At 44.4% G+C, this 10,277-nt stretch carries 7 protein-coding genes and 1 pseudogene; 4 read left to right on the top strand and 4 right to left on the bottom strand.

Translation table 11 applies throughout. The annotated features are described in order from the left end of the window. Nucleotides 1–247: 247 nt before the first annotated feature. Nucleotides 248–607 (bottom strand): annotated as a pseudogene (locus RMO79_RS12010) (IS630 transposase-related protein); the annotation flags it as partial. Nucleotides 608–817: 210 nt separating this feature from the next. Then, nucleotides 818–1,921 (bottom strand): glycosyltransferase family 4 protein, encoded by a 1,104-nt coding sequence (locus RMO79_RS12005; RefSeq protein WP_310483402.1) that lies wholly within the window; start codon nt 1,919–1,921, stop codon nt 818–820. A gap of 567 nt (nt 1,922–2,488) precedes the next feature. Here RMO79_RS12005 and folD point away from each other — a divergent pair. Together folD and RMO79_RS11995 are read left to right on the top strand one after the other, a co-directional pair. Next, complete coding sequence (gene folD, locus RMO79_RS12000; protein ID WP_310483401.1) at nt 2,489–3,382, top strand: bifunctional methylenetetrahydrofolate dehydrogenase/methenyltetrahydrofolate cyclohydrolase FolD; 894 nt, start codon at nt 2,489–2,491, stop codon at nt 3,380–3,382. A 96-nt stretch (nt 3,383–3,478) separates the two neighbouring features. Continuing rightward, the gene (locus RMO79_RS11995; RefSeq protein WP_310483400.1) at nt 3,479–3,925 is read left to right on the top strand and encodes a hypothetical protein; all 447 of its coding nucleotides are present in this window, start codon (nt 3,479–3,481) and stop codon (nt 3,923–3,925) included. A 151-nt stretch (nt 3,926–4,076) separates the two neighbouring features. On the opposite strand, the gene RMO79_RS11990 is transcribed toward RMO79_RS11995, so the two are convergent. Next, nucleotides 4,077–4,637 (bottom strand): recombinase family protein, encoded by a 561-nt coding sequence (locus RMO79_RS11990; RefSeq protein ID WP_310483399.1) that lies wholly within the window; start codon nt 4,635–4,637, stop codon nt 4,077–4,079. 150 nt (nt 4,638–4,787) lie between these two features. Between RMO79_RS11990 and RMO79_RS11985 the strand changes: the two genes are divergently transcribed. Both RMO79_RS11985 and RMO79_RS11980 read left to right on the top strand, forming a co-directional pair. Continuing rightward, the gene (locus RMO79_RS11985; RefSeq protein ID WP_310483398.1) at nt 4,788–7,853 is read left to right on the top strand and encodes a Tn3 family transposase; all 3,066 of its coding nucleotides are present in this window, start codon (nt 4,788–4,790) and stop codon (nt 7,851–7,853) included. A 63-nt stretch (nt 7,854–7,916) separates the two neighbouring features. Further along, nucleotides 7,917–8,075 (top strand): transposase, encoded by a 159-nt coding sequence (locus tag RMO79_RS11980; RefSeq protein ID WP_310483397.1) that lies wholly within the window; start codon nt 7,917–7,919, stop codon nt 8,073–8,075. A 362-nt stretch (nt 8,076–8,437) separates the two neighbouring features. Here the strand turns inward: RMO79_RS11980 and RMO79_RS11975 are convergent, their stop codons facing one another. After that, nucleotides 8,438–9,781 (bottom strand): hypothetical protein, encoded by a 1,344-nt coding sequence (locus RMO79_RS11975; protein ID WP_310483396.1) that lies wholly within the window; start codon nt 9,779–9,781, stop codon nt 8,438–8,440. Nucleotides 9,782–10,277: the final 496 nt, after the last annotated feature.

Genomic DNA, 10,277 nt, shown 5'->3' with positions numbered 1-10,277 from the left:
CTGGGCAACGTATTGAAGCAGAGATGCGAATATCTAAATCGACATGTAGTATCAAGCTAGATAGTAATTTAAAATCTAGCTTTAAGTTAAACAAAAATTATTGAGATTGAGGTAAACGAGAACTACCTAGAGCTGCTGCATGTTCAAGAAATGGCATAGTAAGCTACTTTTCAGCTCCTGTGTAGCTTAATTATTTCACTCGCATGATTGGGATGCTCCCGAGGAGACCTCAGCGCGATTGCATCCGCTTTTTACGAGTTACCCCGATTTTTACTAAAGCTCTAGATATTGTTCGACCGCCTTGGTGGCGCGCTTCGCGATCGCTAATTTCTCCATCCCAAAGTTTAGCCATCTCTACTTGTGTTTTCTCACCATTAACTTTGACAAATTTCCGAAATTTTTCCCAATCCGTAATTTTATGACCATTGCCCTGCGGTAGATTTGGTTTTGCTTTACAATCTCCAGTACTAGCCTGACGCTGACACCATAAGTTAATTGTGCTGCGACTGATGTGGAATGCCTTCGCTGCTTGATTCTGACTCATACCATCTAACTCGATTGCTTGAATTACTTTCTGACGTAAATCGTAGCTATATGGTTTTGGCATTTTTTCTTTCGCACAAAGTAACCTAGATTGTTGCTTTCACTCTAACTACATTTTAGCAGAAGATTATGTCTCAACCGCCTTGGCGGTTGCTATACTTGCAATTTAGCGGCTAAACCCACAAAAGTTTCGATCGAGATGCCCCGATCGGTTTGCAGGTTTTGGACGACATAAAAGGGCAGAGTCGGCGAGGATACTCCTAAAGCCTAAAGCCTAATAACGATCCATCACTTGTCTGAGGGCACTATCCCAAATTGCCATGACTGGTTCTACTCCAAACCGGGCGATGGCTTGCGGTGCGTGGTGGGAGAATAATTGACGTTTGACGGGATCGGACATCAGGATATCTAGTCCGACGGCTAGAGCATCGATATTATCGGGGACAATTAATAGTCCATCGACACCATTATGGATGATTTCGCGCGGCCCACTCAGGCAATCGGTAGCAATGACGGGTACGCCACAAGCCATTGCTTCGCCGAGGGTGACGGGGAAACCTTCAAATCGAGAAGAGAGGGCAAAAATGTCTGCCTTGCGGAGGTGAGCGTCGATATTTCTGACGGTTCCGGGCATAAACACGCGCTCTTCCAAGCGCAATTGTTCGCATAAATCTTCTAGTTCGTCGCGCATTTCCCCCTCGCCTAAAATTGTTAAAGTCCATTCAGGGTGATTATCGCTAATCTGCGAAAAGGCTCTAATTAATAAGTCGAAACCTTTTTGGGGAATTAATTTACCGATCGCGAGCAAATGGCGATCGTCGGTGTATAGTTGAGACTCGATCGGATCGGATTCGGGAAGGGCGACGGGATTGGGGATGACGGCAGTTTCAAAACCACGATCGGCAGGGAAGAAAGACAAGCCGCTATGAGTCTGTACTGTCACTAGGGATGCACGGCGATAAGTCCACTGTTGCAAGAATTTACCAATTCTATTCAGTCCCCCAAACGCAGGGTAGACGTGTTCGGTGACGATCGTCGGTACTTTGAGCCTCCAGCAAGCCAGAAGTGTCATAATATTAGTAATATTGACAAAACTGACCACAACATCCGGACGACTGGCGACGATCGCTTTTTTGAGTCGCCTAATGTGGTTGAGCGTGCGCCCTAAGTTAGCAAGTTGATAGGCATCGCGATTGTCAATGCCCAACGAACGATATTCGACCCGTTTGTCGAGATCGTAAAATGGTGAAGATGCACCATCGTCGAATGAAAGGATGGTAACTTGCCAGTCACGAGCAGCCCAATAGTTGGCAATAATTGACATGACTCGTTCTGCACCACCAACTTCAAGCGAAGAACTAATCAGTGTAATTTTCATCAGGATCTCAACAGGTATAGATTTTTAGGACGGAGAATGTGAATCGTTAGTGTTCACCCATGCTAACCCTCCACCCTTGCAGCAATCGTACTAAGTTAGCTTACATCTGGTTGCAGTCGTTTGCTCGTGCATGTTAGCACGCGATCGACAGTAGATCGAATTTGGAGGTTAGAGGTTGGCGAGTGCGATTCGATTGACTCGATCGAGCAGACAACTAGCAAAAATAAACTGCTGTTGAAGTCTGACGAACTAAAGTTTCTCTTATTAACTAGAGTAAAGTACGAATCTCGAAAAGTTAAACGGCAATTTGACGCATATCTGTTTTGAATGGGTACTTAGGGATTGAGACGCAGGTAAAAGTCTAGATTTAGCTATGTCTTTACGGTAGCATAGCCGCTGAAGGTGAGAATCGATGCGATATTATTGATTGTATCAATTCCAGTTTTGAACCAGCAGATCGATCGCGCCGACCCTGCGGCAGAAAATTCGCAGCGGTAACAACCCGACCGAGATCGTCACGATCGCACTCTTGTGTTTATCATACCCATATCGACATCCGAAATAATTATGAGCGTCAGTACCGATCGACTTCTCGATGGTAAAGCATTAGCCCAAAAAATGCAGGATGCCCTCCAAATCCGCATCGCTAACTTACAACCCCAAATCGGTCGCCCGCCAGGATTGGCAGTCCTAATGGTGGGCGATAATCCTGCCAGTGCTGCCTATGTTGGCGGTAAAGAAAAAGCCTGTGCCAAGTTAGGGATTAGATCGTTCGGGCAGCATTTCCCGGCGGATGTGAGTCAGGAAAAACTTACTGCTATTATTCGCGAACTCAATGCCGATGAAAATGTCGATGGAATTTTAGTTCAATTACCATTACCCGACGGGTTCGACTCGGTTGCCCTGCTCCACGAAATCGCTCCCCACAAGGATGTAGATGGACTCCACGCCCTCAATTTAGGAAAATTGGTCAGAGGAGAACCCGGACTGCAAAGTTGCACGCCTGGGGGCGTAATGCGCTTGCTGGCAGAATACCAACTAGATGTACGCGGCAAACAAGCCGTCGTCGTCGGACGGAGTATTTTAGTGGGTAAGCCGCTAGCGTTAATGTTACTAGCTGCCGATGCCACCGTGACGATCGCCCATTCGCGCACTCCCGATCTGGCTGCTGTGTGTCGATCTGCCGATATTTTGGTGGCGGCGGTGGGGAGAACTCAAATGATAACAGCCGAAATGGTTAAGCCTGGGGCGATCGTTATCGATGTCGGCATCAATCGGATCGCCGATCCAACGACGGGTAAATCGCGATTGGTGGGCGATGTAGACTTTGAATCGGTTAAAGAGGTGGCAAGTTGGATTACTCCCGTCCCTGGCGGCGTGGGCGCAATGACAGTCACGATGCTGCTCGAAAATACCGTCTGGAGTTATGCCAATACTCATGGTTTAGGGGATAGGGGATAGTGATTAGGGGATAGGGGATAATGGATAGTGAATAGTGAATAGTGAATAGTAGCTACTCCTTACTCCCCACACTCCCCACACTCCCCGCTCCCGTGAGTGTCAGTCAAAAATTATCTGGCGATCGTCATGAATAATAAGTACAGATATATTTATATCTTTTATCTGGCGATTTGGTTGCTTTGTGAAGGGCAATATTTTCACCAGATCGCCGATTTTCTGAGTAGAGAAGAAAGCATCCATTCGATTGTGAACGATGCGATCGTGACGAATTTTCGATTTGGCGCGATCGGATTAATCCTGTCGCTAATCATCTTATTAACTAAAAAAACAGGTGTTTATTTTATCTATACCTGTGCGATCGGATTGGTGATGGCTGGTGTTACTGCACATCTAGACGACTTAGAACCTAGTAGTGGTGCCCAATCTCACATGAATTCAACAGCAAGTTTGGGAATTTGGATACTGATAATTGCGATTATCTGCTCGATTTGGATCGTTAAAGTTCTAGTTAATTTGGTTGCCCAAATCAGAGCAGATCGTTAGCCCCAAATCGGCATCGAGTAGTTCTAGAGCGAACTACCCTAAATAAAAACGCCATTGGCAGATCGTGAAGGGTATGTGTGTTGGGTTTCGCGCTGCTCTACCCAACCTGGGGTTTTTTGCATAAACCCTCCAAAAGGGGGAATAAGCAGATTTATAGCTCAGGGCTAGCAGTTTTCTTCAAGTAACGATAGACACTCGCCTTAGAAAGAGAAAAATCTTTCATCAGAATTTTAATCAGAGTACCTTGTGCCCGTCGGAGGTGCAGCTCGACGATCTGCGAAGCAGATAAAAGCTGTTTGCGACCAAAGCGAACACCCAACTCTTTAGCCTTATGAATACCGTCAAGCTGCTGCTCAGAGCGGATTTCTGTTTCAAACTCAGCAATAGCACCCAGCATATTAAACAGAAGTCTTCCAGTCGCATTCGACGTATCAAGATTCTGGTCGAGGACATGCAAAGCGACCTGTTTGCGCCTGAGCAAGTCGGCAATCTGGCAAAGATGAAGAGTAGAGCGAGCCAACCGATCTAAACGCGACACGACCAACGTATCCCCCTCTCGGACATATTCCAGGCAAGCATCTAACTTAGATCGCTGTTGAATTGTGCCACTTTTTTTCTCTTGATAAACCTTATCGCAATGTTGGAGCTTGTCCAATTGAACATCAAGACTTTGCCCTACCGAACTAACTCGCGCATATCCAACCAGAGCCATACTGAAAAACTCCAAGTTGTACTCATATATCTCATTATTCTTTAGACTTTCAGAGAAAGGTATTTTGAGACATAAAAAGAGACATGATAGGGATGAGTCTCAGAAAGTATAGTTTTTGAGACGAGCGATCTTCAAAGCTAAACAACCAAAATGGAAGATGAAAGTTTCAAAGCCAGTCCCCAAGAAAAACGTCTAAAAATCCTAGCTAGTGATGAAATAAAAAGTATCTATGCTAGACCTCGCTTTAACTATGAAGAGCGGATTGAGTACTTCGCATTATCACATTCAGATTTAGAAATACTGGAAGGATTTCGGTCGCTCAAATCGCAAATACATTTTATTTTACAACTGGGATACTTCAGAGCTAAGTATCTATTCTTTATCTTCACACTTGATGAAGTTGAAGATGACTTTCAATATATTATGGAGCAACACTTTGACTCCAGACAAATCGGTGGAATTACTGTAATTGATAAACAGACGCGGCTCAAGCAACAACGGCTGATACTCGAACTTTATGGTTATCGTAATTGTACCAAAGAGGAACGTCAAGAACTTGAGCAGAGAGCGCGGCAATCGGCAATGGTTTATAGTAAACCTATTTATGTCTTTCGCGAACTTGTCAACTATCTAACGAAGCATCAAATTATCTTGCCAGGTTATAGCTTGATGCAGAAAGTAGTGAGTCGAGCTATAAATTCCGAACAGAGCCGATTGATAAGTATTATCCAAAGTAAATTGCAGGCTTCAGAGATAGAAGACTTCAAAAAACTATTGGCGGATTCAACTGGTTTATATGAAATCACCCAACTCAAACACGAACCCAGAGATTTCAGTCTGGCAGAAATCAGACGTGAGATTCAGCGGGGAGAACAATTACATCCTTTCTATAGAATAGCTCAAAGATTATTGCCAGAACTGAAGATTTCTAATGAAAGTATTAAATACTATGCTTCTTTAGTAGGCTATTACTCTGTATTCAGATTAAAGCAACTGACTGAGTGGACGACTTATATTTATTTAATCTGTTTTACCTATCATCGATATCAACAACGCTCTGATAATTTAATTAACTGTTTGATATTCAGAGTCAGAAATTATAGTGACGAAGCTAAAAGTGTTGCCAAAGAACGTTTGCAGGAATGTCACGTAGAGATTAACGAAAATTTGCAAAAAGCCGGACAAGTTCTCAAGCTGTTAACAGATGAAAGTATCGCAGTCGATACACCTTTCAAGACTTTTCAGTCTAATGCTTTTAAAATATTACCACGTCAAAAGTTAATCGTTGTCGCTAATCGAATGGCTAAGGCTGTAAGCTTGGATGAAACTGCATTTCAATGGGAATACATTGATAAATTATCTCGTCAATTCAAGCTGCATCTTCGACAAGCGATCGTCACGATTGAATTTACCAGTACGTTATCACAGGATACATTAATTGAAGCAGTCGATTTCTTGAAAGCAGCATTCAAGAAGGGTAAGCCACTCAAGGAGTTTTCATCAGAATTATTTCCAGTCGATTGTGTACCAGCCTCAGTTACAAGTTATCTCTACGCCCAGGATAGCAAGCACCAAAAGCAGCTACTTCCAGATCGCTATGAGTTTTTAATCTATCGACTGCTCCGAAATGGTTTAGAATCGGGCGATATTTCATGTCGAGATAGTATTCATTTTCAGAGTCTAGAGGATGACTTAATTAACGATCTACGTTGGCAAGATAAACAGAAGTTGATGTTCGATAATAATTTAACTGTTTTAACCGATCCAATTCTAGAACATTTAAGCTTACTCGAACAAACGCTCGAACAACGCATCATTGAAGTTAATCGCCGCATTGCTGATGGAGAGAACGAATACTTCCAGATTAAAAAGCGTGGTAAACAAGTTCGCTGGAATCTTTTGTATCCTCAAGGTGTCGATCTAATCAACTCTCCTTTTTTTGATAGCTTAAAACAGGTTGATATTGGAGAAGTCTTATATTTTGTAGATCGGCACTGCCATTTTATCAAAGCTTTCGACCATGTATTAGGGCGTTACCAAAAGCAAGCCGTAGACGAGCGGGTGATGATTGCTTGTCTAATTGCTTGGGGTAATAATATGGGAATGGGACGAATGGGTCAAGTTTCCGATATTAATTATCAGCTCTTGGCTAGTACTTCAGACAACTTTATCCGATTGGAGACACTCAAAGAAGCCAACGATCTGATTAGTAACGCTATTGCCGAACTATCTATCTTCCATCATTATGATATCGATAGCACGATTCATTCTAGTAGCGATGGGCAGAAATTTGAAGCTCGGATTAATACAATTAATTCGCGGCACTCACCTAAGTATTTTGGATTGAAGAAGGGCGTTGTCTCGTATACGTTAGTTGCTAACCATATTCCAGTCAATGCCAAAATTATTGGAGCTAATGAGCATGAAAGCCACTTTGTATTTGATATTTTATTCAATAATACTACCGATATTCAACCAGAGATCCATTCAACTGATACTCATGGTACGAATCAGGTTAACTTTGCTGTTCTAAATTCGTTTGGTTATCAATTTGCACCCCGCTATAAAGATATCTATGACAAGGTGAGCAAGGCTTTGTATGGATTTAAGCATCCCAGTAATTATGAGGGTGTGATTAAGCCGATTCGTAAACTTAATACTGATTTAATTGTGGAGGAATGGGAAAATATTCAACGAATTATGGTTTCATTGGCGGTGAAGGAAACTACTCAAAGCATTATTGTTGGTAAACTCAGTGCTTATGCCCGGAAGAATAAGACTCGGCGTGCTTTATGGGAGTATGACAATATTCTCAAAAGCTTATATTTACTCGATTACATTGACTCTTTACCCTTACGTCAAAATGTCCAACGAGCATTGAATCGAGGTGAAAGTTACCATCAATTGCGTCGAGCTATCTCTTATGCTAATTTTGGTAAATTACGCTTCAAATCTGAGCTAGAGCAGCAACTTTGGAGCGAATGTGGGCGGTTGATTGCTAACTGTATTCTTTATTATAATGCCAGTATTTTATCCAATGTCTTCGCTCATCGGGAGTCTATTGGTGATGTTCAAGGGATTGAGAGCTTGAAGCAGATTTCGCCTGTGGCTTGGCAGCACATCAATTTATACGGTCGCTATGAATTTAGAAAATGCTCTGAACCGATCGATCTTGATGATATCGTCCGCCAGCTTACTCAAGTACAGTCTTACTAATTTTCTCTGGAAATTTGCTAGCTCTGGTATATAAATCTGCTTATTCCCCCTTTTGGAGGGTTTATGCAAAAAACCCCTAGATGGGTAATTGAACGCTCGAATGCTTGGGTGGAGCGGTGTAAAAGTTTAGCCAAAAATTTTGACCGCACACTCGAACGTTCCAACGCCAAGCTCCAGCTATGTTTTATTCGGCTGATGCTCAAGCGACTAGCCGCCGCCTAAAAAGATCTCAAATGGGTTCTATAGTGCGGAGGTGGATGCAAATCGGATTTAGTAGTTGTCACGATCGATTAGCAATTTTCATCTAGATGCCACAATTTAAATGTGAGGGCAATCGTAGATGCGATCGCAACTTTCGAGCTAACTATTCATAGTACGGAGGTAGATGGAGATCGGATTCGATCGACTTTTAGACATTTGCTCGACACTAAGATCTGGTTTGTAAGGTGATTCCCAGTAATAAATATACCCTTGGTTTTGGTTTCGGCTCCGCGCAACCACCGAGGGTTGAGCGGAGCCGAAACCCGGTTAATGGGTATATTCTTTGTCGGAAATCACCTAACAAGAAACACGATCGGTTCACCTTACAAAGCTAAATCGTTGTCGTTGGCATTCCGCTCAGATAGCGGGGGCGTGCCAGTGTTGACGCGGAAAATTAGTCGCGGCGGATCGAAGCGACTGAGGGGTTCGCTCGGTGCCAGGTAGCAGCCAGCAGGCGGTGGTGGCGCGGCATTGCCGCCAATTGCGGACGCACCCATCGCGCGACGCTTGGCCTCCGACGTTGCGTTTACTACCCGCACCGAGTTCGGCCTCCCGGTCCAGTTCTCGAACAAACGGATGTCGCTACCGTTGCCCTGAGTGATGGCATCAGCCGTTTGTCGCTGCAATCGTGCGCCTGTGTCGGCATTAATAACATCGGCACTCACCGCTCCATTCGCGGGAAGATTCGCGTAACCGATGCCCCACTTAATAGCTGGCAGATTGACCGTTAGTTCCGCGTCGGCTGCGAGTCCACTACAGAAAAATGCGCCGTTGAAGATTTGCCGCCGCGCGGCGGTGTTGTCCGCTGCCGCCAACGGCAGCGAACGAAACGGGACGAAGTTTGGCACTTGAGGGGTGAGATTGAGCGTCTCCGCCTGTGTAGGCGGTCTCTGTGGAGGTGCCTGTGTAGGCGGTCTCTGTGGAGGTGCCTGTGCCGGCGGTGAGGAGGAACCGCTGCCACAGGTTGCATCCCGGCTCATTTGCAGCGATACGCCGAGGATGGAGCAGTAATCTGTTCCAGCGATCCGTAACTTCAGCTTATGTTCTTGTGGCGAGCAATTCCTGAAATGACGATCGAGAACGAGGCGTTCGGCAGATGCGCTGACGAGGCGCAGCGTATTGCTAGAGATGTCGAAGTCGTTACTCAGCCTGTCGAGATTATTGCCGCTCAAGATAAATCTCTCGGCTGCGCCACTCACCACTTCTCGTTGGATTCGATCGACTTGACTGTTACGAACGATTTTCAACTTGTATTCGCCCCGCCCGCCTCCCAAATATTTGAGGACTAAGGTGGCATCGCCAGCCGGAGCGTCGGAGAAAGCCTGAAACTCAATCTCGGCAAAGCCTTTGCGATCGAAGTTACCTTTCGCAGTGACTTTCGCGTTACATCTATTGTTACAACTTTCGACATTGACTTCATTGAGCAGACCGACATCCACAAAATGCCGTTCGATCCGGATCTTGTGTATCGTGTTGCCACGCACCACTTCCACGCGCTCCGTCACTAGCTTTGGGAAAGAGGAGATCGCGCGACACGTCGTATGACGTTTCTGTGCATTGAGTGGCACGGCACTAATCGTGTCGTTCGCATCCACATCAGTGCTGATGGTGGTTACAGACAAGGCAGCGAGGGCGAATGCGATCGCACTCTTGCGGATCGGTTTCATAACGAACTCCAAGTGAAATTGATATCCATTAGTGAGATAAATTATAAGCGCGATCGCTAATATTTGTCGCAGTGAAGCAGTTTTACATGATATTTCTCCTGAGTGGGATGGTGATTGTTAATCCAGCCAGAAGTCATTAATCTTGTCTTGCTATTAGTACGGAGCAACAAGCTGTTTGGATTTAATTTTAGCAAATTTATTTCTAAATCCGATCGAGCTTCAGATCCGTAATATGAATAGTTGGCGTGAGAGCAATGGATCAAATCCTCGAATTAGTCGATTAAATCCGATCTGGGGTTTTTTGTACAAACCCTCGAAAATAGGGATTAGTGGAAAATAAAGTGCAGTGTCACTCCCTTGAAACCCATACCAGTAGACAAAATATCGTCTCAGAAAGTAGACTTTTTGGTACATGCCCATAATGTGTGTCTTTTCATGTCTCAAAATACAATTCTCAGATCGTCTAAGAAATTATGATGCGTCCCAAACCTATAGC

Origin of the sequence: Chamaesiphon sp. VAR_48_metabat_403 (assembly GCF_031422475.1) — a bacterium.
Classification (GTDB): domain Bacteria; phylum Cyanobacteriota; class Cyanobacteriia; order Cyanobacteriales; family Chamaesiphonaceae; genus Chamaesiphon.
Note: the sequence above shows the minus strand (reverse complement) of the source record. Positions and strands in the feature narration are given on the sequence as shown.